The organism is Streptomyces aurantiacus, assembly GCF_001418335.1.
Taxonomy (GTDB): domain Bacteria; phylum Actinomycetota; class Actinomycetes; order Streptomycetales; family Streptomycetaceae; genus Streptomyces; species Streptomyces aurantiacus.
The window spans coordinates 23,809-45,154 of the sequence record NZ_LIPP01000102.1; the positions used below are offsets into that span (position 1 = coordinate 23,809).

Consider the following 21,346-nt stretch of genomic DNA (forward strand, 5'->3'; position numbering starts at 1 on the left):
TTTGCGTCGGCTCATTCTTCGTCCTGCGGATGGTCTTCGGAAGTTGAGCTTGAGCTGCTCTTCTGCCGGAGTAGCAATCGGGTAGGAGGGCCGGACGATCCGGCCTTCCTACCTGATTGTCACGTCGGCGTCTCGTCATGGGCATCCCCGGGTTGCGGTGGTGTCCATCAGGAGACGTTCTGCTGCCACCGGCCTGACGCGGCAACGACACTGATCGCCGAAGCCCCGAGCAAGACACCGATGAGGCTCGTCAAGGCACCAGCGGGGACACGTATCGGCCTCCAACCAGACCTCTGGCGGCCTCTCACGCGCTCGCCCAGTCCGCGACGCGGAACAGCGGCGCGGGAGCGGTCAGCCGGTTCGCCACCAGTACCCCGATCACCTGGCCGTGCGGCAGGTCGGTCCCCCCGCAGATCGAGTGGACACGGACCGTCGACAATCTCCGCGCCGTCCAGTCGCCGCACCATACGGGCGTCCTGCCCAGCCGACTACGAGATCCACCCAGTCCACCAAGAGCCGTCAGAAACGACCTAGGCGGTGTCCGGGGATCAGGCCGTCTACGCCCGGGCCGAAACACGCGCCCTTGAGAGGCGGTGTGGCGCCTGTCTCCGCCATGGCTGGGGACCCGATGAGGCGAAACCATGACGGCTGATGGTAACGCTGCAGATGGGCGGGCCAAGCCGCCTCTCACAGGCGTGATCTATGAGACGGGCCTTACTGATCTCTTTGTAAGTTCGGTGGGTGTGGCGGGCGGATGGTCAGGCCGGTATGGGCGAGGGACGACCATGGAAGTTGGGGGTTGGTGCACCGGCTTCCCCCGGGCCTGGACATGGCGGCGGCGCCCCTGATGTGCGCGGAGATCACCATGTACTCGGCACTGCGGCAGTGGCGGACCGGTCCGGGCACACGGGGGGCGATCGCAGGCATGGGCGGGCTCGGGCACCTCGGCGCGAAGCTGGCGGCAGCGATGGGCGCGCAGGTCACCGTGCTCAACCGCGACCGGCCAAGGCGGACGACGGCCGACGCTTCGGCGCCACCGTCTTCTCCACGGTCGCGGACGCACCCATCGACGTCTTCGACCCATCATCTCGGCCGTCTCGGCCGTCTCGGCCGTCTCGGACATGGCTCCGCTGCTCGCTCTGCTGGACGTCAACGGCACGCTGGTCATGGCAGGTACGCCGAGCGAACTGCTGACCGTTCCCGTGGGCCAGTTGATCAGCAGTCGCCGGCGCCTGACGGGCACCTCGATGGGAAGCGTCCAGGAGACCCGCGACATGCTGGATTTGTGCGCGGCGCGCGACATCACGGCCGTGACCGGAATCATCACCGCCGAACAGGCCATGTGCACCGCGTTCAAGCGTCTGGAGGCAGGCGGCGTCCGCTACCGCCTGGTCCTGGACGCCTCCACCCTTTGACAAGGTCTCTGACCATGGTTTGTAACAACAGGCGGTCCGTGGGAACTTGACGGGCGAGCGAGGCATCTGTGGTTTCGGGGCGCCCTGTTCGGGTGTGTGCCCCGGTGCGTGACGTTCGCCGCATCCGTATCGCTTCGTATCCCTTGTTCATCACCTCACGGAGGCCCCGTCCCATGCCGATCGAGGATCTGAGCGGCGTCGCCCAGTACGTCATGGACCTGGTGGCCATCTTCGCGTTCGCGCTGTCCGGTGCGTTCATCGCGGTGCGCCGGGACTTCGACATCTTCGGAACGGTCATCCTGAGCGAGGCCGCCGGGCTGGGCGGGGGCTTCTTCCGGGACCTGGTGTTGCGGGTGCAGCCGGTCGCCTTCACCGATCTCGGCTACTTCTTCACCCCGATCGGCGCGGCCGCGCTGGTCTACTTCGGTCACCGGCTCTCCACCGGCCGTCTGGTCAGCAGCAGCGCCCTGTTCGACGTGTCGGATGCCGGAGCGCTCGGGCTGTTCAGCGTCTCCGGCACCATCAAGGCGCTGGCGCATGGTCTGAACGTCCCGGCCGCGGTCACCCTGGGCTGCGCGAGTGCCGTGGGGGGGGCGGGGTGCTGGCCAGCCTGCTGGCCCTGGAGGTGCCCTCGTTGCTGCGGTGGGACCGGGACCTGTACGCGCTGCCCGCGCTCGTCGGCGCGGGCTCGGTCGCCGTACTCCACCTGGCCGGCCTGCTGAACGTCGCCTCCACCGTCGGCGCGGCCGTCTTCGCCTTCCTGCTGCGCCTGCTCGCCCTGCGCTACCGCTGGCGCACCCCGCGCTCCCACTTCTGGCGCCACCCCTTCTCGGACCTGCGCCAGGCACCGACCACCAAACCGAGCCCGTACACGGCGACTCCACCCACCGAGACGGACACGGTGGCCCTGAGTCAGGTAGAGGCGGACACGATCAGGCTGCAGCGCCCGAACCTGCGGCCGCATGGCCGCGAACCGGTACCCGATCCGCGCATCCTGTTACGCGGCCCCGCAACGCCCCGCCCCCTGCGCCCGGACGGCCCGCACCGCGAGCTGCCGCCCGAGAAGAGCGAGGACGGGAACAGGGGTCTACACCCGCGCTCGTAGGCACATGCTCTTCGAGAACCTTGCGAGGGCCCGTACCGAGGTGTATTCGGCGAGCTGGTGTTTCGCCCTCGGCAACGAAAACGCAGACTCGCGCTGGTAATGCGTGAGCCGCCCTCCGGCATCATGGCAGCCGAAACGACTGTGACCTGCTAGGACGGATGCAGAGACGATCGGGGGCAGCTTGAGGCGATCCCCCTGAGCCTGCCTTTGAGTGGGCCCGAGTTGGCCGACCCGATCAGGATGCCAGTCTCCGCCAGAGCCAAGCATACGAAAGCCCCCAAGACGGGCAATCCTGGAGGGTTCGCTGGCACCGATTGGAGGTCGGTTCCGGACACCACCCGTGATTTCAGCGGGCCTTGACAGCGTCCATGTCTTTGCGAGACGACACCGAGAATGCCATACAGCACGCCTTCCCCCGCACTACTCTCAGAAGGCTTGACGTCCAGAAAATCCCGACGGCCGGCCCGCCGACGAGCTGGACGTCACCCGGCCGTCCGCGCGCCACCTGTCCTTCGGCCACGGCATCCACCACTGCCTTGGCGCGCCGCTGGCCCGGCTGGAGGCGACGGTGGCCCACCAGGCCGTCCTGTGCCGCCTGCCCGACCTCGAACTCGTCGCCCTGTCCTCGGACCTGCCGTGGATCTCCACCGGCATGATGCGAGGAGTACTGACCCTCCCCATCCGCTACGGCGCCCGGGAACAGCCCCCGGCGTAGCAAGGAGACCGGACCGGGCGGCGGCAGAGGCGGGCTGGGGGGACCTGGTGGGGCCACCCGGCGTGGGCGGATGTTTCGTAGTGTCGAGAGGGCAGGAGGCGAAAGACCAGGTCGCGGAGGAGGAGGTGCGTGATGGGCGAGCAGGAGGCGGTGCACGGACTGGGCGGGTTCCTCAGGGCCCGGCGTGCCCTGGTCCGGCCCGAGGATCACGGCATGCCCGCCGGGACGCGCCGCACGCCCGGCCTGCGGCGCGAAGAGGTGGCGATGCTGGCGCGCGTCAGCACCGACTACTACGTGCGGCTCGAACAGGGCCGGGACAAGCACCCCTCGCCGCAGGTCCTCGCCGCGCTGGCCCAGGCGCTGCTGCTGGACGAGGAGGCGGTGGCGTACCTGCGGGAGCTGGCCGAGCCCGCCGTGTCGGCCCGCTCGCGCCGGACGCGCCGCCGCGAGCGGGCCGCTCCCGGGCTCGTCGCCCTGCTGGAGGTCTGGCAGCAGACCCCCGCCCTGGTCTACGGCCGGTACATGGACCTGCTGGCCGCCAACCCGCTCGGCGAGGCGCTGTTCTCCTGGCTCGGCGAGGAGAACAACCTGCTGCGGGCGATCTTCCTGGACTCGACGGCCCGGAGCTTCTACCGGGACTGGGAGCGGATCGGCGAGGGGTGCGTGGCGGCGCTGCGCACCGCGAACACTGACCCGGGCGATCGCCGGCTCGCCGAGCTGGTGGGGGAGCTGTCACTGGGCAGCGCGCGGTTCGCCCAACTCTGGGCGCGACAGGAGGTGCGGGCCAAGACGGCGGAGGTCAAGCATCTGTGCCATCCGCTGGTCGGTGAGCTGGCGCTGCGCTTCGAAAACCTGACCATACCCGGCGCTCCTGGCCAGCACCTGGTGGTGTACCACGCCGAGCCGGGCAGCCGCGAGGACGACGCCCTCGCCCTGCTGGGCAGCTACTCCAGCCCGCCGGCCACCGCCCCGGACCGCCCGGGCGACGGGAGCGCGCGAAGCGCGGGTCGCGCTGCGCGGGAGGGCAGCGCCGCCGAAGACGGCGACCGCTGACCACCCTGCCCGCCGCGGGAGGGCACACCGCCGCACCGAGGCGAGCGCTGCGTGCGGGGCGCGACGGCCGGAGGCGGCTTCCTTGCCTGCGGCGCTGTGCGAGCGCCGGGCGCGACCGATGGCCGGGCCCACCACCAGCCGGGCCGACCATCGGCCGGGCCACCCAGCAACTTACGGAGTACTCATGTCTGTCTGGTTCATCACCGGCGCCTCGCGCGGGTTCGGCAAGGAGCTGACCGAAGCGGCGCTCGCTCAAGGCGATCAGGTTGTCGCCGCCGCGCGCGACCCGTACGCCGTCGAGAAGGCGCTTCCCGAGGCGGGCGATCGTCTGCTCGCCGTCGCGCTCGACGTCACCGACCCCGAACAGGCGGCCACGGCCGTCCACGCGGCCGTCGAGAGGTTCGGACGGATCGACGTGCTGGTGAACAACGCCGGCTACGGCCTGTTCGGCAGTGTCGAGGAGACCTCTGACACCCAGGTGCGCGCCCTGTTCGACACGAACGTGTTCGGCATGCTCAACGTCACCCGCGCCGCCCTGCCGACGCTGCGGCGGCAGCGGGCCGGACACGTCGTCAACATCAGCTCCAGCGCCGGATTCGTCGCGGGCCCCGGCCGCGGGCTGTACGGGGCGTCCAAGTTCGCGGTCGAGGCGATCACCGAGGCGCTGCGCGGCGAACTGGCGCCACTGGGCGTCCACGCCACGGTGGTGGAGCCCGGCTCCTTCCGCACCGGGTTCCTCAGCCCGGTGAGCAAGCAGCAGGCGCCGGTCCGCATCCCCGACTACGACGAGACCGTCGGCGCGCTCCACACCGCGATCGACGGCAACGACGGGCGCCAGCCGGGGAACCCGGCGAAGGCTGCCGCCGTCATCCTGGAACTCGCCGCCGCCGACCGGCCGCCGCTGCGCCTGCAACTGGGCAGCGACTGCGTCGGCCTGGTCGAGGGCAAGCTCGCCTCGGTCGCCGAGGAACTCGACCTGTGGCGCGCCCTCGCGGTGTCTACCGACTTCCAGAAAGACTGAGGCCGCCCGCGCGTCGACGGTGACCGCGCGCATCCTGCACATGTTGACCAGGGCGATGTCCTCGTCCTGCTTGGCGACGATGTGCCCGCCGGCCCGGAGGCTGGCTGCTCCGCCCCGGCGTCCCACGCTTGAGGTCGATTCGCACACGGCAACGGCAGAGGCCACCTTTTTTGCCGATTGCCGACAATGCTCCCCTAAAGCGTGGTTGAGCGGCACAGGCCCAATTGAAGCTGAGGCAAGCGGGCCGGTCCGGGGCGGTGAGGCCGGTGGTCGGCGCCACCTGGGCGAGACCGGGCTACGGTGTTACCAGGCGGCGGACGAAGGCCGTGCGGTAGGCGGATGGGCTGGTACCTGTCGCTTTGCGGAACCGGGTGCGGAAGTTGGCGGCGGTTCCGAGGCCAAACCGCCGGGTGACGTCGTCGACAGTGAGATCGCCTGCTTCGAGGAGTTGCTCGGCGAGATCGATGCCGCTCATCGAGACCCGTATGGAGGCAGCTACCGGCAACGAGGGCGCGAAGGCCCGCGCGGTATCTGCGACGGCGTTCGGGTGCCTGGATGCCGCATCGATCACGTGGGTCGCCAACGACGGCGAGGGCGAAATCATGGGCATGTACGACGAGTGCCTGGCTGCGGTGCGCGGCTGACCCGCTGCGGCTGGTAACCAGCCCGGAAACCGTGGACGGAAACTGGGCGCACCCGCTGCCACAGACCGGGTCCAGGTCCGGATCTCCCAGTGGGCCACGCTGGCGTCATGCGAAACGAGACCAGTGGCACGTCCGCTCCGCTACCTGGACTCCACAAGACGAGTGCTTCAAGTCCACCCCCGCAGAACTTCCAGCGCCGACCACCAAGTCACCAGGGGACGGGCTGGCCGTTTCGGTCCAGGAAGGCCAGACCCTTGTTGTCGAGGTGTGAGAGCAGGACATCCACAAGGAGCGGGGTGCTCTCCTCGACCGTGTACGGGGCGTCGTCACCTCCGAGGGCGGTGCGGATCCAGCCCGGGGCCATGAGCAGCAGTGAGCGGTCGGTGGCGGTCTGGCGGGCGGCGTAGCTGCGCATGAACATGTTGAGCGCGGCCTTGCTGCCGCGGTAGACCTCGCGGAGTCCGTTGGTGTTGTTGGTGATGCTGCCCTGACCTGAGGACATGACACCGATCAGGCCGGTGGGGATGACCAGCTCATCGAGTGCTTCGATGACGCGCAGAGGGCTGAGGGTGTTGGTCACCATGACGTCGATGAAGTCCTTGGTGGGGACATCGCCGATGGGGGTCTGTTCGTTGTTGGTGGTGCCCGCGTTGACAAACAACACGTCGAGTTCAGTTCCGGTCAGCCGATCGCGCAGAGGCGGGAGTTCTTCGGGCTGGGTGATGTCGAGGTGTTCGATACGGATGTTCTCGGGGTGTCGGTCGGCGAGGTCGTGCAGCGGTGTGCGGGCGCTGCCGCGGACGGTGCCGATGACCGACCATCCTCGGTCGGCGAGTTCGGCCGCCATCGCGCATCCGAGTCCTCGGGACGCTCCGACGATCAGGGCGGTTCGGGCATCAGTGGTGGACTGCGACACGTTGCATCATCTCCGTGTTACTGGTGCGGATTCTCGTGTGATCGGGGTCGTGAGAGTGGTCCCCTTCTGGCCGTCGGTCAGGACGTGGCGGGGTCGATGCCGAAGAGGGCGGCGGCGTTGGCCGAGCTGACCTTGTGACGGTCGGCGTCGGTGGCGAGGTGACCGAAGAAGGTATCGATCTCTGCTCGGGTGGGCTGCTGGAAGGGGTAGTCGGTGGAGAAGATCAGGCGGTCGGTGGTCGTCACCGTCAGGGCGTGGTGCAGCAGGGCGGGGTTGAGCATTCCCGAGGTCGTCAGGAAGACGTTGGTGCGGATGCAGTCCGAGACTGAACGCTTGAGTCCGGCCATGTGGGTGAGGCTGTCAGCCCGGTCGAGCCAGAAAGGAAGCAGCTCGCCCCAGTGGCCCAGCACGATCTGCAGACCGGGGTGCCGGTCGAAGGTGCCACGCAGGATGAGCCGCAGTGCCGCGGTCGCCGCTTCCACGTGCCAGCCCCAGCCGAAGGTGGCCAGACCCAGGTCGGTCATGGGGTCGAAGCCCCGATAGGCAGCGTCGCGCAGGGCGGCGGTGGGGATCTGCGGGTGGATGAAGACTGGCTGACCCAGCTCGGCGGCTGCGGCGAAGAAGTCCTCGTAGGCGGGGTCGTCGAGGAACCGGTCGCCGGTGCGGCCGTAGACCATGGTTCCTACGTGGCCCTGGGCTGCGGCACGTTCGAGCTCAGCGGCGACATGTTGCGGGGACGACAGCGGCAGAGTCGACAGTGACCGGAACCTTGTCGGGTGGGTGCGGACCGCTTCGGTGGCGGTGTCGTTCGCCAGACGGCTGAGCGCGACGGCCTCCCGCGCGGGCAGGGCCTGGGTTCCCGGCGGGGTGAGGGCGAGAACGGCCAGGTCGATACCCTGGGCGTCCATGGTGGCGATCCGGCCCGCGCCAAGATCTTCAAGGCGCTCGCCGGCGTCACCGCGCGCGTTGAAGAAGAGGCTCTCGTCCGGGTGGGATACGGCCTTGAGGGCCGAGGTCAGCTCCGGCAGCATCCAATGTTCTTCGATGCCAGTCAGGGTCATGGTCTGTGTTCCTTCGGTGTCGCGAGCGCACACTCCGCGCGCTGCCGGGGCGGGGGTGCGGGGTCTCACCTGCTGTGGAGGAGCCCTGCGAGTGCAGCTCCGATGGGATAACTCCTACTCTTCGTGGCAAAGGTAGGCGTGTTCGAGTTACCTGTCAAATGATAGTAATCTACTGATGGGTAAATTACCCTGTGGGTGTGGACGAAAAGCAGAGAGCCAGACTGTTCGAGCTCGCCGACCTGATCCTGGCGATCAGTCGGCACCTTCACGCCGCCAAGACGGACGCGGCGGAGTCGTGGACGCCGCTCGAAGCGGCCGTCATGCGCTACATCGACCACCAGCCGGGCACCACACCGACCCAGGCGGCCGAGGCAACCCAGCTGATCTCCAGCAACTTCAGTCGGGCACTACGCAAGCTGGAGCAGAAGGGTCTGGTCCGCCGGGAAGCCGACCCCGGCGACGCCCGGCGCGTGCGTCTGTATCCGACGCAGAAGGCGGGCGAAAACCTGCGCCACCTTGAGGACGCGTGGAGCCGTCTCCTGGACGAGGCCGTCCCTGACACCGCTGAGGCGGAGGCGGCAATTACTACGCTACGACGTATCGAGTCGCAGCTACTCGCCCGCGTGAGCCGGAGCTGAACAGACGGCAGCGGGTCGCGGGAGGCACCAGCTGCCCCTGAAACGGGACGCTCGGGGTGTCGCAGAAGTCGTGATGAGCCGCCGAGCGGCTGTGGATCGTGGACGGCGCTCTCGTCCCGGTCCGCGATCGCAAGATCGGTGTGTCGTCGGTCATCGTGGACGCGGAGACGCGTCTGGTGGTGGCCGCGGCTCGTCCTGTGCCCGGCAATACGGCGGACGCGACAGCCTGCCGGGACTCCGGCCTGGCCGCGCACTGCGAAGGTGCGACAGCCATCGGCCACGGCGCCCACATCGACACCGGCCTGATCGTCCCGCACCGCAAACGCCCCGGATGCCCCCTGCCGAAAGGTGAGGAAGAGGACAACGCGCAGCACCGCAAGGTCCGCGCCCGCGTCGAGCACACCGTCTCCCGCATGAAGAATTACAAGATCCTCCGCGACTGCCGGCAACGCGGCGACGGTCTTCACCACGCCGTCCAGGCTGTCGCCCGCATGCACAACAACCTCGCCCTCGCCGCATGACCACACACGCCCGAACACCGCTCCGACCTGTGGCTATGGCCCGCAGTCGCCCGCTGGTGTGTGCAATGTGAGCACCCGTGTATGCGGTCTCGGAGCCTTTAAGTGATCAGTTCCAAGGGGGGAATGGCGCCCACTTCTTGCTAGCGAAGGACGATCCGTCACGGCGGACCTCAGCGGCTCCAGGTCCGGTGAAGTGCGCAGGGACTAGGCAAAGTGCCGTTGCTTTTGTCGTGGGCGTAGGCTGGTTGGGAGTCGGTGCCGGGAGTGGTGCGGATGACTGCGAGTGCGTCTGACTTATCGGGTCTGGGCTTGTTGACCTGGGTGTATCCGCCAGGGTTGGTGGACCGGGTGGTGGCTGCGTGCGGACGTGTCGAGCAACGCAAGCGCCTGCTGCCCGCGCGGTTGGTGGTGTACTTCGTGTTGGGGCTGGCGCTGTTCTCTCCTGCTCCGTATCTGGAGGTCATGCGTCATCTGGTGGCGGGTCTGCGGGGGCTGGGGCAGCTGGGTGAGTGGCACGTTCCGGCGAAGTCCTCACTGTTCAGAGCCCGCCAGAGGCTGGGATCCGAACCGCTGCAGGTCCTGTTCGCGGCGACTGCGAAACCCATGGCGACCGAGTCGACGCCGGGGGCGTTCTGGCGGGGCCTGCGGCTGCTGGCCGTCGACGGGACCTGCTGGGACGTCGCCGACACCGGAGCCAACCAGATGGCTTTCGGCCGCCCTGGCAAGGCCGCGGAACGGGTCGCAGTGCCTTCGTCCAGGTGCGGATGGCAGCCCTGGTGGAAGTGGGCAGCCACGCGGTGCTGGATGCAGAACTTGCCGGCTGCCGCACCGGTGAAGTGACCCTCGTGGGCCGCCTGCCCCGTTCCTGCAGCACAGGTCAGCTGATTATGGCCGACCGTGAGTTCCTGGGCGTCCCGCTGTGGCGGGCCTTCACCGCGACCGGCGCCGACCTGCTGTGGCGCGTGCCGGCCAACCGCATCATGCCGGTGCGCACACCATTGCGGGACGGATCCTGGCTTTCCGACATCCACGCCGGCACCGACCGGGCGAAACGCGATCCGGTGCAGGGACGCGTCCTGGCCTACCAGCTCAAAGACGCGGGCCCTGCTGCCGCGGCGGGTGATTACCGGCTGGTCACCACCCTGCTGGATCCTCGCCGTTATCCGGCCCGGCAGCTGGCCGCGCTCTACCGGGAGCGCTGGGAGACCGAAGCTGTATTCGCCGAGCTCAAGACCTACCAGCGCGGCGCGAAAGTCGTCCTCAGCAGCAAGACACCTGACGGTGTCCTCCAGCAGATCTGGGCTCACCTCCTGGTCCACCACGCACTGCGGGAACTCATGGTGAGAACCGCTGCCACCCGTAAACTCGACCCCGGCCGGATCTCGTTCACCGATACTCTGTGCTCCGCCCGGCGCAGCGTGACTGCCACCCCGGGCGGTTTTTCCCCCTGAGCTCCTGGTGAAAGCACTGCACGTCCTTCAAGAGGACCTTCTGGAAAGGCTTCTGCCCGCCAGACGGCTCCGCAGCCAGCCTCGTGTCGTGAAGCGCAAGATGTCCAACTACTGGCTCAAACGGGCCGAGCACCACGCGTGGCAGCAGCCCACCCGCACCGGCACCCGAGCCCAACACGCAGACACGTAACGCAACGGCATTGCTACTAGGGAGCGTATGTGGTTGCGATCACCAGGTGGTCCGGGTGAGTTCTCTGAGCCAGATCATCGAGGCGCGCAGGTGGAAGCCGACGAGGTGGGCTGCGACGGCGCCGTCCCCAAGTCCCTGTCCCGCACGGGGCCCCTGTCGCCCGTGCCTTCCTAGATCGTGCCGCTCCACGCCTGGCGGTTCTCCCGTCGGCGCACATGGCCGCGCCAGCCCGCGAGCAGTGTCATGCCCGTCCATGCGGCGACTCCCGTGACGAGGCCGCCGAGCCTGCTTTCGGGGTCGACGTCCACGGCGTCCTCCAGCGGGACGGCGCCTTCCGGGTCGCGGAGGATCTCGATGCGGTCGCCCACCCGGTAACCGGGGTTGCTCCCCCGGTACTCGAGGGTCTCGTCGAGTTCACCGCCCGGCCCGACCAGTGTGAACCGGTGGTTCTTGCTCGCCGTTCCCGCCGCGCTGTCCGCGGTGATCGTGACGGTCTCGCGGACGCCACGTCGGTCGAGCGCCGCCTCGGGGGCGTACTGGACGGACCCGACGAGAATGAAGAGCGCGGGGACCACGGAGAGGACGGCGAGCCACCACGCCCTGTGGAGCAGCCGCAGCACGATCACGAAGACCAGGCAGCCGAGCACGCCCGCCGCGATCGGGATGAAGTCCATGCCCAGCGTGATGTAGGCGAGTCCGGTGTTGCCGGCGGCGATCCCCCAGGCGACCAGCAGCGCCCAGAGCGTGGCGAGTACGGACGCCCCGGCGCTCCTTCCCGTGCGCTGCCCACCTGGAGCGGGCACTCCGGCCCCGGCCGTGTCCCCGACGCCGCCCGCCACGGGCGCGTTCATCCTCTGATCGCTCATCCGCGCAGCATACGAGGCGGCCGGAACGCCCGGTCCACTTTGGCGCTGAAGTGCGCGGGCCTCGACGACACGCAGGCGCGCAGGACGGCCGTAGTGCCCTCGTCCATGACGATGATCGGCCTGGGCCAGCACCTGGCGGAAATCGAGCGGAACTGGTTCAGCCGCGTGTTCGCTGGCGAGGACGTGGCGCTGCTGTTCGGGGACCACGGCGGGTTCGGATTCACCCTCGACCCGGACCGGACCCTCCAGGAGGCGCTGGCGACCTGGCAGACAGAGGTGGAACGCAGCCGTGAGCTGATCGCCGACGCTCCGCTCGACGCCCCCGGCAGACTGTCGCAGGAGAACGCCACCGTCCTCGGCAAGGACAGTGAGTTCCTGCGCTGGATCCTGCTCCACATGATCGAGGAGTACGCCCGTCACAACGGTCACGCGGACCTGATACGCGAAGCCGTCGACGGCGTCACGGGCGCCTAGGGCGGCTTAGGTGGACCCAGTAGGGCGTTGGTGTCCGCAGCGTACTCAAGGACACGCCGACGGGATTTCGCCGCAGCCCGCTGATCCTCGCTCAGGCACGTGTCGACGTGCGGCTCGAGGATCTGCAGGGGGGTGCGGAGCAAGTCACCGACAAACAAGGCCCATTCGGTACCGGACCGCAAGTGAAGCACCGCTGAGCCCGGAGTGCGCCCAGGGGCGGGTTCCAGCTGGAGATTGCCGTCGATGTGATGAGAGCTCTCCCACAGCAGGGTCTGGCCGGCACGGTGAACGGGATCGATGCTGTCCTCGACATCGGCCCGTTGGCGACGCCGGCGTTGACACCCCCGATGCCTCCCCCGCTTGGGTACGCCATTCCGGCGATTCCAGTACTCGAAGTCATCCCGGTGGATCAGACAGGTGGCGTTGGGGAATGTCGGCACCCACTCACGGTCGCGAAGCGTGGTGTTCCATCCCACGTGGTCGGCATGCACATGGGTGTTCACCACGACGTCCACGTCCTCGGGCCGTACGCCCTCTGCCGCCAGGCGGTCGATGAAGTCGGTCTCCAGGTGGGTCCACGCCGGCATGTGCGAGCGTTCCTTGTGGTTGCCGAGCCCGGTGTCGACCAGAATGACCCTTCCCGTGCTGCGCACCACCCAAGTCTGGGTGGCGGCCAGGTAGTTGTCGGTCTCGCCGGCCCAGAAGTGGGGAGCGACCCACGAGCTGTGCTCCTGCCACTTCTCAGGGCGAAGTCTGGGAAGACCACCCCGACCGGAGCGACGGGCCCCTGCCACTCCACGATGCGCGTGACCTCGATGTTGCCGATCTCTATCGTTTCCATGTTCTCCAGCGTATGGACGCGCGGCGAGACGGGTTATAAGCGATCGTGCTCACTTGATATGTGTTCGTCTCACCACCTGTCGTTGCGGGTATGGATGTCCTCAGTAATGTCGTCGCCGCCGTGCGGACCGGCAGCCCGTTCGCCAACCGTGAGGACAGAGAGGGCGTGTGTGGCGCACGCATTTTGAGCCTTTCACCGGAGCGGGCTTCCACATCGTCCTGCAGCGGGCCTGCCTGCTCGCCCGCGGTGAACCTCACCGCGGGGGACGTCGTGCTCACTCCGCACAGACCCGACACACCCTGACCGCTCCCGGCCGCACCCCTTGCTGGGCATCCTGCCGGAGACCATCCCGGCAAAGCCCTGGACTGTCGAGACCCTGGGAAAATTGGCGAACCTGTCGCGATCAACGTTCTCCCGCCGCTTCACCGCACTGGTCGGCCAACCCCCTCTGGCCTACGTCACCTGGTGGCGGCTCACCGTGGCGGCGCGACTTCTGCGCAACTCCGACACCGCCCCGGCTCCGATCGCCCAACGCGTCGGCTACAGTTCGGACTTCGTCTTCGCCGCCTTCAAGCGGGAGCACGGCGTCTCTCCGGGCCGCTACCGGCTGCGGAACCGCGACCAGAGTTAAGGGCTCGTGGAGAATCAACCTGTTGCTTCCCCTGATCCGACTCGCTGGTGTGATACGCGTGTCTCGGAGTCGGTCTGTCGTCAACTCGCCGCGCGTTTGGAGGCGTTGTCTCCTCATCTGGACGAACAGCAGCGGCGGCTGACGAGGGGGCCGAGGCCAGTTTGCTGGGGCACGGCGGTATCCCGGCGGTCCCCCGGGCAGCCCAGGTCAGCGAGACGACGGTCCGCAAGGGTGTGGACGAGATGGAGGCCGGCGAGGAGCCTCTGGGCCGGATACGCAGGCCGGAGGAAGATCGTGCACTTTGAGCAGAAACTGCTGCCCGCGCTGTCGACCAGGAGCCCCGCGGCAAGCCACCGGGCTGGGCCACGGAGCGAGCGCAGGCACAGTCCGTGACCTGCTGCGTGAGGAGGGATTCAGTCTGCGGGCCGGCGCGAAGACCATGGAAGGCGAGCAGGACCCCGACCGTGGGGCCCAGTTATAGCCGCCGACGAGTACCTCCTTCTTGGTGTCCAAGCTGATCGGCTGGCGGCGTCGATGTTGCCGCCCCGCCAGCGGCCCCTCCGGGTGCCATCGGCGGACATCGCGCCGATGGCACCGCCGATCCTCTTTCGCGTGCGAGCCGGTAGTGCTCCGCGGTGGCGGCCCCTCAGACGCTGGCTGCGGCTTCCAGAATCAGCCGAGTGATCGTCTCCGGGTGCGACACGAGGGAAAGATGGCCGGAGTTGACCTCGACGGTCGTGGCGCCCATGCGCTTGGCCATGAAACGCTGTAGGTCGGGGTTGATAGTACGGTCACTCTTCGACACTGCGTACCAAGAAGGCTTCTGTTGCCAGGCGGCGGCACTCGTCGTGGGCGCAGCCGTCGAGAGCGGTCCCTGCGCGGCGAAGAGGGTAAGTGCCTCCTTCCGGGGCAGGCCGTTGGCGAAGTCCTGAAGGAACGCTGTCCTCCCGATGAACTTGTAGCCGCCAGAAGTAATGATTCCGCGGGTGACCGGAGGCGTGGGGAACTGCGCGGAGAGTGCGGCGAAGTCCTCACCCGCTTCTGGGGCACGCGCAGCGATGTAGACAAGCCCGGCGACGTTCGGGGCGAGTCCGACTTCGGAAATGACAGTGCCGCCGTAGGAATGTGCGACGAGGATAGTGGGTCCGTCCTGCCGCGCCAGTGCGAAGTTGGTAGCGGCAACGTCATCAGCGAGGGAGCTGAGCGGGTTCTGTACCGCAGTGACGTTCACCTCCGCGGCCTGAAGGAGCGAGATGACCTTCCTCCAGGAGGATCCGTCCGCGTAAGCGCCGTGCACGAGCACGACATTGCGGATCGCTGGGCGCTGACGCGAACGAGGGGCCGCCTGAGCGGTCGAGGCCCCGGTCAGTGTGGCAGCGGCAGCGACTCCCGCGCCCAGTGCGGAAAATTGGCGGCGGTTGATTGCCACTCTTGTCTCTTTTCATTGGTAGTGGCCACTGTCGTCGTTTGGGCAGTGGCCCGCCCTGCTGTGGACGTGTCCAGTGCGGGGCCGAGTAGGTTTTTCGAGGGCGTGATGGTCTTCGGACCATCAGCCGGGTACGCCTGTCCACCATCGTTCGGTACCGTACGGAGGATTTCAAGAATTCTTGATCAAGCTTGACCAGGAGATAGGTCATCACCTGTGTCCCCAGAACAGGCGGCAAGCCATCGGGAATACGAAGGCCCCGCCGTCGTTGCGATATTGCGACACCGCATCCTCCAGATCCGACCGGACCCGGCCGACGTCGGCGCTATCAAGAGCGTCGAACGCTCGGGCGAAGGGAACCGGGCCGGACGCGATCTGCCACACGGCATCGAATGACGGCAGGGGAACAGACCAGCGGAAGATTGCGGTGTGAAACTGCTCCAGTCGCGCCTCGCGCAACACCCGCTCCCGCAGGCCGGGTACTGCCAGCCGCGTCAGGTAGTCAAAGTCGGGCAAGGTATCCGCCGGTACGTGTCCGGACAGGATTCGCTCTATCGTTGACATGAGCGTGTTCAACGCCATGTCGTCAAAGGTCGCGAAACTGAAAGGCGCACCAGGGGCCAGTACCCGGGCGAGTTCGTGTCCGGATGCCGCGAGATTTCCCTCCTGCAGCAGGCCGAAATGAGAGATCGCGGCGTCCATGCTCCGGTCTTCCAGCTCCAGCTGGTCGACGGACATGACACCGAAGCTAGCATTCTGCACCGAATTCGCGCGCGCCTTCTCCTGAGCCTGCTCGATCAGTACCGGAGTCACATCGACACCGAGCACCTTGAGTCCTGGACGATCCCGCGCCAGAACAAATGTGGGCTGGCCCGTACCACAGGCCAGGTCCAATACGACTGAACCGACCGGTAGCGCCGGTAGCCGTTCGAGAATGGCCTCGACGACGGGGGTGGTGTCCGGGAGCGTGGTGTCCGTCGCCGCCCCTGCTCGTTGCCACTCCACCTCCGGGGTACCGCGTTGCGGCATCGGGATGGTTGACCTCGTCATTGTGTGTTTCCCTTCACCTGGTGTCATGGGGACGTCGAAGAGCAGGCTTCGATCGAAACACTGAGGCACCTCAAGTGACCATGTTCGTCTGGCCTCTTCAGATACGACCGTGTGCGCACGCCGAGGTACAGTGGATGTTGTGGACGTGATCGAGGAGGTCGTCGGCAGTGCGCGAGCCGGGCGGGCCTTCGCCCGCCGGATTCGCGAGTCCGGACCTTGGGGCATGCGGTTCCCAGCCTTCACAGGCGTCGGATTCCATGCTGTTCTGCAGGGTTCCGGCTGGCTGATCTCCGCCGCCGAAAAGCCAGTCGCGCTGCGATCAGGCGACATCGTCTTAGCTGGGCATGGCGCGGAGCACGGGCTCAGCCACACCCCTGGTGTCCTGAGTGACCTCCCAGTGTCGGCGATGGGCTCGCGGCAGCACGACCCGCGCCCCGCCGCCATCGAGATGCTCTGTAGTGCTTACCGGCTGGACGGTGGCCAGGTACACCTCTTTCTGCGCCAGCTGCCGGCAGTCATCCGCGTGTCGCCCGACTACGGCCGTCACCCAGAACTCCGTTCACTCATCGACCTGCTCGATATCGACGTTACCCAGTCGCGTTTGGGTATCGGGGTGACGCGCTCCGCGCTTGTTGACCTGCTTCTCGTGCACGTGCTGCGTCTATGGCAGGAGGAGCAGGGCTCAGCCGCTTGGCCGGCAATCGACGCGGCAGTGGCCGCTGCGCTGCGGGAGATCCATCAGAGCCCGCAAACCCCTTGGACGGTGCAACAGCTCAGCGTGATGGCGGGCATGTCGCGTACCGCGTTCACCCGGCGATTCACGTCGGCGGTGGGCAAGCCGCCGATGGCGTACTTGATCGGTTGGCGGATGGTCAGGGGCGCCCAGTTGCTGCGTGAGACCGAAGCCCCGCTCTCCGCCATCGCGCGGCAGATCGGCTACTCATCCGAATACGCTTTTGCTGTAGCTTTCCGACGCGAGTTCGGTGTCTCGCCCGGCCGCTTCCGACGCCGCGCCCAGGCGCCAGGCGACAAACTGGGGTAGCTTCACTCGTTCATGCGTCCCCGTCAGTTTGTTGACGGGGCTCCAGGCTTCATGAACTCGCCGCGTCCTCACCAGTCGGAACGCGTTGTGGCCGTCGGCGACGAGCGTTCGGCGCCGGCGGAAGCCGTGAGCCGTGAGCCGTCCACGATCCCGGTCTCGTTCCGCTGGACCTCGCGCTGGCAGTCGCGACGGGCGGGGACTGCCTGGTCGATGTCGGCACGCCACGGACCGGGCCGGCCGTGTTCGGGCCGGTTGCCTGCGACCCGACGGCCTCCAGCCTGGTCGATACCCTCGTCGTCTCCGACGGCACGCCCTTCGGACGGTCCGCGTCGCACGGGCCCGAGGTGCCCTAGGGCGTTTCTGATGGCTCTTGGACTGTGTCGCGGAGCCAGATGACGACCGCAGTGACGGCCAGGGTGCCGTTAAAGATGTAGTCACGTTTGTCGTAGCGGGTGGCCACCGCGCGGAACTGCTTCCATTTGTTCACGCACCGCTCGACCGCGTTGCGGCGACGGTACTGGGCCTTGTCGAAGGCCGGGGGCCGACCGCCGACTCGTCCCCGGCGCTTGCGGTGAGCCCGCTGGTCATCAGGCTGCGCGATGGTGGCTTTGATGCCGCGTTGTCGCAGGTAGGTGCGGTTGTCGCCGCTGGAGTACGCCTTGTCGCCACGCACCCGGTCCGGCCGGCTGCGCGGGCGGCCCGCACCACGGCGCCGGATGCGTAAACCGTCCAGCACCGGAGCGAACATCGGGCTGTCACCCCGCTGACCGGGCGAGGTCAGCCAGTGCAGCGGACGGGCCCGGTCGTCGGAGAGCAGATGGACCTTGCTGGTCAGCCCACCCCGCGAGCGCCGCAGCGCCTCGCGCCCATCCGCCTCCTCACGCGCCCCGCCCCCTTTTGCGGGTAGTCGGCCGGAGCCCTGCGGGGCGCCCCGGCCGCATGCTGATGCGCCCGGCAGGACGTCGAGTGGATGTTGACCGCCCATTCCTGCCGCGAGATTTTACGGGCGTGGGCTTCGTCCGGGTCGCCGGCATCTGCTTCGATCTGCAGCTCTTCCAGAATGTTGTGCCAAGTCCCGTCGGCCGACCAGCGGCGATGACGCTCATAGACGGTCTGCCAGGGACCGTACCGCTCGCGCAGATCAGGCCAGGGAACACCGGTCCGGGCCCTGAACAACACTCCGTTGACGACCTTCCGGTGATCGGCCCACTGACCGCCCGGCCTTCCGTTACCAGGCAAAAGAGGCTCGATCTTCCGCCACTGCGCGTCCGTGAGCTCGTGTCGCCGCACCATATGAGCGTCCTGCCCGGACGACCACAAGATCCACCCAGCCCACCAAGAGCCATCAGAAACGACCTAAGTGTGGTCACCGGCGTCCCCGGCACCGAACACGCCGGGGACAGGGACGATCGCCTCCTGCTCCTCCAGCTCGGCCGACTGTTACGGCACGGATCGGGGACGGCCCTGGGCCCGGGACGGAGCCCTTCCGACTCCTACCTCGGTCCTCTCGTCCGACGGCACACCTCTGGTCATTGCATGACCGTGACCGCTACGAGGTGACACCGGGCACGGAAGTACCGTACGAGTGGAGCATCAGAAGGGTGCGTTGCCGCGTTCGCTCCTTCATGTACGGCCAGGATCTCTCGATCAGCCCGTGGGCATTCAGGAGTGGTTCGAGCACTTCGAAGTACACGGCGCCCCGGACGTGATTCGAGGAATGGTCCACAATTGGCTCCACGAAGTCCCAGCACCTCTGCAGTAGGCCCGCGTCCGGGACGGAACTCTGCAGCTGAGGCATCAGCACAGGTGTAGTGAAGCACTCGGTGAGCACTTCGTACAGGTCCAGAACCGCGTCCTGGGTCAGGACGGCCCGCTCCGCCGGCAGACCGTACTTGTCGGCAATGAACGGTGCGGATTCGGGCACCGTGCGCAGCAGGAGGGCGGGAACGTCCTCGTCAGCGATCTCGTTCATGTCGTTTCCGGTTCGGTATCGGGCATCATCGGCTTGGGAGCCTCGAAGACAGCGCCCTTGGCGCCGAAGTCCAGGGCCCGCAGACCACCCTCGTCCGTCTCCTGGACGTCCAGGTCCTGGGCGGACAGCTTCAGCCACAACTCGGCCAGGTCCTCACTCGCCGCAGCCCGGGCCGTCCTCACCACCAGCAGTTGAGTGAACCCGTCCTCCTGTGCCGTCATCCGCAGATCCACATCGGGCAGCACCGACGCATAGGTGGCCACCGCCCCTTCGAGCTGCGGTTTCGGCAGTGGCGTCGGCCACGACAGACTCAGCTCACGCCCAGCCCTTTCCATCCGGACCAACGGCTGCGTGCCACCACCCCCGGAGAACTCCGTCCCGACCGTCGACGCCTTCGGCGCGATAGCTCCGTCCGCAGTGGCCGCCAGGCTCGTGTCGACACGGATCCAGCCGCCCTGGGTGCGAGCCCAAACGGGACGCACGTACTCACGCGCCTCCAGCTCACCCTCCGCGGTGGCGAACACCTCGCGGCTCTCCCCGCGCATCATCTGGGCACGCCACTCATCAGAACCGCATACGACCCTGCAGATACAGGCGCCCGAACGCGGTTAAAGGGCGTTTTGTCTCTGCGAGGTTGTTTGGTTTGAGGTTCAGGTGTCACGCCAGTTCGGAGTGGATTCGCTGGTGAGTCGTCGGCTCATGAGGTCGATCATTGCGACGTGGATCATGGCTTCGGATCGGTGGGAGTGGATCTCGTAGTCGCGTGCGAGACGGCGGTGGTGCATCAGCCGGGCGAAGGTTCGCTCGACCACCCAACGTCGGGGGATCACCTTGAACCCTTTGACGCCGGGGTCGCGTTGGACGACTTGGACGTCGATACCGAGGCGGGCTCCGTGGTCGATGGCTTGGTCCGGTAGCCGGTGTCGGTTAATGCCTTGGTCACTTGAGGGGTGGCGGCGGAGATCTGGGAGAGCAGGTGGATGCCGCCGATGTTGTCGGAGACACTCGCTGCGCTCACCCAGACGGCCAACAGCAGCCCGAGGGTGTCGACGCCAATGTGGCGCTTGCGGCCTGCGTTTTTCTTGCCTACATCGATGCCCTGGCCGACGGCCGGCACATTGGCGGAAGTCTTGATGCTCTGTGCGTCCAGCACGCAGGCGCTCGGCTCGGCATCCCGGCCTTCGGCTTCACGCACCAGGCGCCACAACAGGCCGTTGAGCTGGTCGAAGACGCCCTCCTTCTGCCAGGCGGCGAAGTAGCCGTACACCGTTGCCCACGGCGCGAAGTCATGCGGCAAGTACCGCCAGGGGATCCCGGTGCGGTCGACGTACAAGATGGCGTCCATGATCCGGCGCAGGTCGTGCTCGGGTGGGCGGCCGATGTCCAAGCTCTTGCCTCTGAGTTCGGCCCGCCAAGCGGTGAGCGTGGTTCGCTGCAAACCAGGTGGCTGCTCCTTCGCAGCCAGCGAGGGAGGGCACTGGAAAGTGTGCCATCTCCCATTCGAACTTGAAGAATGACGGAAACAACAGGTCAAGCCGCCAGGACTTCGATGCTTGAACTGGTTCATGAAGTTCATCACGACCAAGAGCTTCATGCCGTTCGTCTACTACCGGGTCCTGCTGGGCATCCTGATCACCGTGCTGGTCAGCATGGGCGCGCTGAGCCCGCACGCGGCGGAGTCGTCGGGCTGACGCCCTCGCACGCACGAACGCCCTGCCGGACTTACGTACGTACGGGCAATCCGCAGATGACGAAGCCGCCCGCCTCATTCCCCCGTGGCGGGCGGCTTCGTGCTCGGTGTCCAGAGATCCGACTCGGCGGCGGCGACGTAAGTGTCCTGGGCCGCTGGACGACACCGACTCGCGCCGGCGACGGGATTCGAACCCGCGTTTCTCTCTTGAGAGGAGAAGTAACCGCTGCCTTCGCACCTGGACGGATACGACGGTAGCGGTCCCGGTCGTGGCGGGCACCCGAATAAAGCACGGGCTCCTGTCGCACCGGGCGCCAACTCGGCGGCTCCCAGGCGTCCATGGCGTCTATGGCGTCTATGGCGTGACCAACCGCATACGGCATCGGTAGTCATCCGGTAGCGCACCGTCAGTCCTTGGCCTTACGCTGATGCGCATGTCCCCCGATTCTCTGACCCCTGGTTCCGTGCGGTCCGCGGCCGTGCTGAATGAGCAGATCCGAGCGTTATGGATACGCGCGGGCGGTTCGCTCACGCCCCAGGAGCGCGCCGAGTACGAACTGCTGGTCGTGCAGTGGGCCGCCGCGGTACGCGACGAGATGGTCGAAGCGGCCTGACCTCCGGGGC

25 protein-coding genes, 1 tRNA gene and 5 pseudogenes are annotated in these 21,346 nt (G+C 67.3%); 18 read left to right on the top strand and 13 right to left on the bottom strand.

Features of this window, described 5'->3' with window-relative positions; translation table 11 throughout:
- Window positions 1-304: 304 nt before the first annotated feature.
- Window positions 305-439: a bacterioferritin-associated ferredoxin gene (locus AOK01_RS46145; protein WP_281181358.1), complete on the bottom strand. Its 135-nt coding sequence runs from the start codon at window positions 437-439 to the stop codon at window positions 305-307.
- A gap of 682 nt (window positions 440-1,121) precedes the next feature.
- On the opposite strand from AOK01_RS46145, the gene AOK01_RS41125 reads away from it, so the two are divergent.
- The 6 genes from AOK01_RS41125 (at window position 1,122) to AOK01_RS15100 (ending at window position 5,309) form a co-directional block, all read left to right on the top strand.
- The gene (locus AOK01_RS41125) at window positions 1,122-1,415 is read left to right on the top strand and encodes an MDR/zinc-dependent alcohol dehydrogenase-like family protein (protein ID WP_055511764.1); all 294 of its coding nucleotides are present in this window, start codon (window positions 1,122-1,124) and stop codon (window positions 1,413-1,415) included.
- Window positions 1,416-1,588: 173 nt separating this feature from the next.
- Window positions 1,589-2,137: a trimeric intracellular cation channel family protein gene (locus tag AOK01_RS41130; RefSeq protein WP_063792800.1), complete on the top strand. Its 549-nt coding sequence runs from the start codon at window positions 1,589-1,591 to the stop codon at window positions 2,135-2,137.
- Window positions 2,050-2,520, top strand: coding sequence for a hypothetical protein (locus AOK01_RS46330; protein WP_063792801.1), 471 nt, complete (start codon window positions 2,050-2,052; stop codon window positions 2,518-2,520). The genes AOK01_RS41130 and AOK01_RS46330 overlap by 88 nt, the downstream gene beginning before the upstream one ends.
- A 475-nt stretch (window positions 2,521-2,995) precedes the next feature.
- Entirely contained in the window at window positions 2,996-3,235 is a 240-nt protein-coding gene (locus AOK01_RS46335) for a hypothetical protein (RefSeq protein ID WP_342671044.1), read from the top strand.
- Window positions 3,236-3,367: 132 nt separating this feature from the next.
- Window positions 3,368-4,288, top strand: a complete 921-nt coding sequence (locus tag AOK01_RS15095; RefSeq protein WP_079103431.1) for a helix-turn-helix transcriptional regulator — start codon at window positions 3,368-3,370, stop codon at window positions 4,286-4,288.
- A 184-nt stretch (window positions 4,289-4,472) separates the two neighbouring features.
- Window positions 4,473-5,309, top strand: coding sequence for an oxidoreductase (locus tag AOK01_RS15100; protein WP_055511765.1), 837 nt, complete (start codon window positions 4,473-4,475; stop codon window positions 5,307-5,309).
- A gap of 295 nt (window positions 5,310-5,604) precedes the next feature.
- Here AOK01_RS15100 and AOK01_RS15105 read toward each other — a convergent pair whose 3' ends face one another.
- Window positions 5,605-5,784 (bottom strand): helix-turn-helix domain-containing protein, encoded by a 180-nt coding sequence (locus tag AOK01_RS15105; protein WP_055511767.1) that lies wholly within the window; start codon window positions 5,782-5,784, stop codon window positions 5,605-5,607.
- 10 nt (window positions 5,785-5,794) lie between these two features.
- Here AOK01_RS15105 and AOK01_RS15110 point away from each other — a divergent pair, with 10 nt between their 5' ends.
- Window positions 5,795-5,953: a hypothetical protein gene (locus AOK01_RS15110; RefSeq protein ID WP_213862099.1), complete on the top strand. Its 159-nt coding sequence runs from the start codon at window positions 5,795-5,797 to the stop codon at window positions 5,951-5,953.
- A 208-nt stretch (window positions 5,954-6,161) separates the two neighbouring features.
- On the opposite strand, the gene AOK01_RS15115 is transcribed toward AOK01_RS15110, so the two are convergent.
- Window positions 6,162-6,869 (bottom strand): SDR family NAD(P)-dependent oxidoreductase, encoded by a 708-nt coding sequence (locus AOK01_RS15115; protein WP_055511772.1) that lies wholly within the window; start codon window positions 6,867-6,869, stop codon window positions 6,162-6,164.
- A gap of 77 nt (window positions 6,870-6,946) precedes the next feature.
- Entirely contained in the window at window positions 6,947-7,930 is a 984-nt protein-coding gene (locus tag AOK01_RS15120; RefSeq protein WP_055511773.1) for an amidohydrolase family protein, read from the bottom strand.
- Window positions 7,931-8,127: 197 nt separating this feature from the next.
- On the opposite strand from AOK01_RS15120, the gene AOK01_RS15125 reads away from it, so the two are divergent.
- The 4 genes and pseudogenes from AOK01_RS15125 to AOK01_RS45045 all read left to right on the top strand — a co-directional run bounded on the left by AOK01_RS15125 (window position 8,128) and on the right by AOK01_RS45045 (window position 10,540).
- A complete protein-coding gene (locus AOK01_RS15125; protein WP_055511775.1) occupies window positions 8,128-8,568 on the top strand; it encodes a MarR family winged helix-turn-helix transcriptional regulator in 441 nt (146 codons plus the stop codon).
- 77 nt (window positions 8,569-8,645) lie between these two features.
- Window positions 8,646-9,089 (top strand): annotated as a pseudogene (locus AOK01_RS15130) (transposase family protein); the annotation flags it as partial.
- A gap of 339 nt (window positions 9,090-9,428) precedes the next feature.
- Window positions 9,429-9,929 (top strand): transposase domain-containing protein, encoded by a 501-nt coding sequence (locus tag AOK01_RS45040; RefSeq protein WP_245702264.1) that lies wholly within the window; start codon window positions 9,429-9,431, stop codon window positions 9,927-9,929.
- Window positions 9,854-10,540, top strand: coding sequence for an IS4 family transposase (locus AOK01_RS45045; RefSeq protein ID WP_245702261.1), 687 nt, complete (start codon window positions 9,854-9,856; stop codon window positions 10,538-10,540). The genes AOK01_RS45040 and AOK01_RS45045 overlap by 76 nt, the downstream gene beginning before the upstream one ends.
- A 360-nt stretch (window positions 10,541-10,900) precedes the next feature.
- Here AOK01_RS45045 and AOK01_RS15145 read toward each other — a convergent pair whose 3' ends face one another.
- Window positions 10,901-11,596 (bottom strand): hypothetical protein, encoded by a 696-nt coding sequence (locus tag AOK01_RS15145; RefSeq protein ID WP_245702262.1) that lies wholly within the window; start codon window positions 11,594-11,596, stop codon window positions 10,901-10,903.
- A gap of 39 nt (window positions 11,597-11,635) precedes the next feature.
- On the opposite strand from AOK01_RS15145, the gene AOK01_RS15150 reads away from it, so the two are divergent.
- Entirely contained in the window at window positions 11,636-12,070 is a 435-nt protein-coding gene (locus AOK01_RS15150) for a DinB family protein (RefSeq protein WP_382033429.1), read from the top strand.
- Here the strand turns inward: AOK01_RS15150 and AOK01_RS15155 are convergent.
- Window positions 12,067-12,726 (bottom strand): MBL fold metallo-hydrolase, encoded by a 660-nt coding sequence (locus AOK01_RS15155; RefSeq protein WP_157871319.1) that lies wholly within the window; start codon window positions 12,724-12,726, stop codon window positions 12,067-12,069. The two genes, AOK01_RS15150 and AOK01_RS15155, sit on opposite strands and share 4 nt — an antisense overlap.
- Window positions 12,727-13,260: 534 nt before the next feature.
- On the opposite strand from AOK01_RS15155, the pseudogene AOK01_RS15160 reads away from it, so the two are divergent.
- Together AOK01_RS15160 and AOK01_RS45050 are read left to right on the top strand one after the other, a co-directional pair.
- Window positions 13,261-13,542, top strand: a pseudogene (locus AOK01_RS15160) (helix-turn-helix transcriptional regulator); the annotation flags it as partial.
- A 6-nt stretch (window positions 13,543-13,548) separates the two neighbouring features.
- Window positions 13,549-14,017 (top strand): annotated as a pseudogene (locus AOK01_RS45050) (ISAzo13-like element transposase-related protein); the annotation flags it as partial.
- A gap of 171 nt (window positions 14,018-14,188) precedes the next feature.
- Here AOK01_RS45050 and AOK01_RS15165 read toward each other — a convergent pair.
- Both AOK01_RS15165 and AOK01_RS41135 read right to left on the bottom strand, forming a co-directional pair.
- Complete coding sequence (locus AOK01_RS15165) at window positions 14,189-14,971, bottom strand: alpha/beta fold hydrolase (RefSeq protein WP_198427948.1); 783 nt, start codon at window positions 14,969-14,971, stop codon at window positions 14,189-14,191.
- Between the two features lie 207 nt (window positions 14,972-15,178).
- On the bottom strand, window positions 15,179-16,018 hold the full coding sequence (locus AOK01_RS41135) for a class I SAM-dependent methyltransferase (protein ID WP_157871321.1): 840 nt from the start codon (window positions 16,016-16,018) through the stop codon (window positions 15,179-15,181).
- A gap of 139 nt (window positions 16,019-16,157) precedes the next feature.
- On the opposite strand from AOK01_RS41135, the gene AOK01_RS15175 reads away from it, so the two are divergent.
- Window positions 16,158-17,060 (top strand): AraC family transcriptional regulator, encoded by a 903-nt coding sequence (locus tag AOK01_RS15175; protein ID WP_055511784.1) that lies wholly within the window; start codon window positions 16,158-16,160, stop codon window positions 17,058-17,060.
- 137 nt (window positions 17,061-17,197) lie between these two features.
- Window positions 17,198-17,400 (top strand): annotated as a pseudogene (locus tag AOK01_RS45055) (IS1380 family transposase); the annotation flags it as partial.
- A gap of 9 nt (window positions 17,401-17,409) precedes the next feature.
- Here AOK01_RS45055 and AOK01_RS41140 read toward each other — a convergent pair.
- The 4 genes and pseudogenes from AOK01_RS41140 to AOK01_RS15205 form a co-directional block, all read right to left on the bottom strand.
- Window positions 17,410-18,353 (bottom strand): IS5 family transposase gene (locus AOK01_RS41140; RefSeq protein WP_425424737.1). Its coding sequence is split into 2 segments (ribosomal slippage): window positions 17,410-17,934 and window positions 17,937-18,353, totalling 942 coding nucleotides; the frame shifts between segments, so codons are not numbered across the junction.
- A gap of 256 nt (window positions 18,354-18,609) precedes the next feature.
- Window positions 18,610-19,032, bottom strand: a complete 423-nt coding sequence (locus AOK01_RS15195; RefSeq protein ID WP_055511792.1) for a hypothetical protein — start codon at window positions 19,030-19,032, stop codon at window positions 18,610-18,612.
- A complete protein-coding gene (locus AOK01_RS15200) occupies window positions 19,029-19,580 on the bottom strand; it encodes a hypothetical protein (RefSeq protein WP_055511794.1) in 552 nt (183 codons plus the stop codon). The genes AOK01_RS15195 and AOK01_RS15200 overlap by 4 nt, the downstream gene beginning before the upstream one ends.
- A gap of 102 nt (window positions 19,581-19,682) precedes the next feature.
- Window positions 19,683-20,497 (bottom strand): annotated as a pseudogene (locus tag AOK01_RS15205) (IS5 family transposase).
- Window positions 20,498-20,585: 88 nt separating this feature from the next.
- Between AOK01_RS15205 and AOK01_RS41145 the strand changes: the two are divergent.
- Window positions 20,586-20,723, top strand: a complete 138-nt coding sequence (locus tag AOK01_RS41145; protein ID WP_079103433.1) for a UDP pyrophosphate phosphatase — start codon at window positions 20,586-20,588, stop codon at window positions 20,721-20,723.
- Between the two features lie 175 nt (window positions 20,724-20,898).
- On the opposite strand, the gene AOK01_RS43555 is transcribed toward AOK01_RS41145, so the two are convergent.
- Window positions 20,899-20,958: transfer RNA gene (locus AOK01_RS43555), tRNA-OTHER, on the bottom strand.
- 198 nt (window positions 20,959-21,156) lie between these two features.
- Between AOK01_RS43555 and AOK01_RS41150 the strand changes: the two genes are divergently transcribed.
- The gene (locus AOK01_RS41150) at window positions 21,157-21,336 is read left to right on the top strand and encodes a hypothetical protein (protein ID WP_079103436.1); all 180 of its coding nucleotides are present in this window, start codon (window positions 21,157-21,159) and stop codon (window positions 21,334-21,336) included.
- The last annotated feature ends 10 nt before the right edge of the window (window positions 21,337-21,346 follow it).